Annotated in this window: 1 protein-coding gene; it reads right to left on the reverse strand. The window is 43.0% G+C overall.

Annotated elements, in window-relative coordinates:
• Positions 1–8: 8 nt before the first annotated feature.
• A partial coding sequence (locus tag VOR_RS18510; protein WP_010320044.1) for a transposase occupies positions 9–284 on the reverse strand: 276 nt, incomplete at its 5' end.

Below are 284 nucleotides of genomic sequence, written 5' to 3' on the forward strand. Positions count from 1 at the left end.
ATACCCGTTCAACTTGAAGATGCAGGTTTCAATATCTGAAAATTATCCGTAATTCTGGATAGCAGTGAGCCTGCGACTTCTGGTAGTGTCATATCGAAAAACGTTTTGATAGCAGAGGTAAAGGTTGCTTTCGAGGAGAAATAAGCATTGTTCCTCACATGCTCATTCATTACTTTCCAAAGCCGCTCTATTGGATTTAAGTTGGGACTGTATGGCGGCAGGTAATGAAGCTCTATATTGAGCACTTGGGCCGCATTTCTCACCAGCTCTGACCGATGATAAGC

Origin of the sequence: Vibrio ordalii ATCC 33509 (assembly GCA_000257205.1) — a bacterium.
Taxonomy (GTDB): domain Bacteria; phylum Pseudomonadota; class Gammaproteobacteria; order Enterobacterales; family Vibrionaceae; genus Vibrio; species Vibrio ordalii.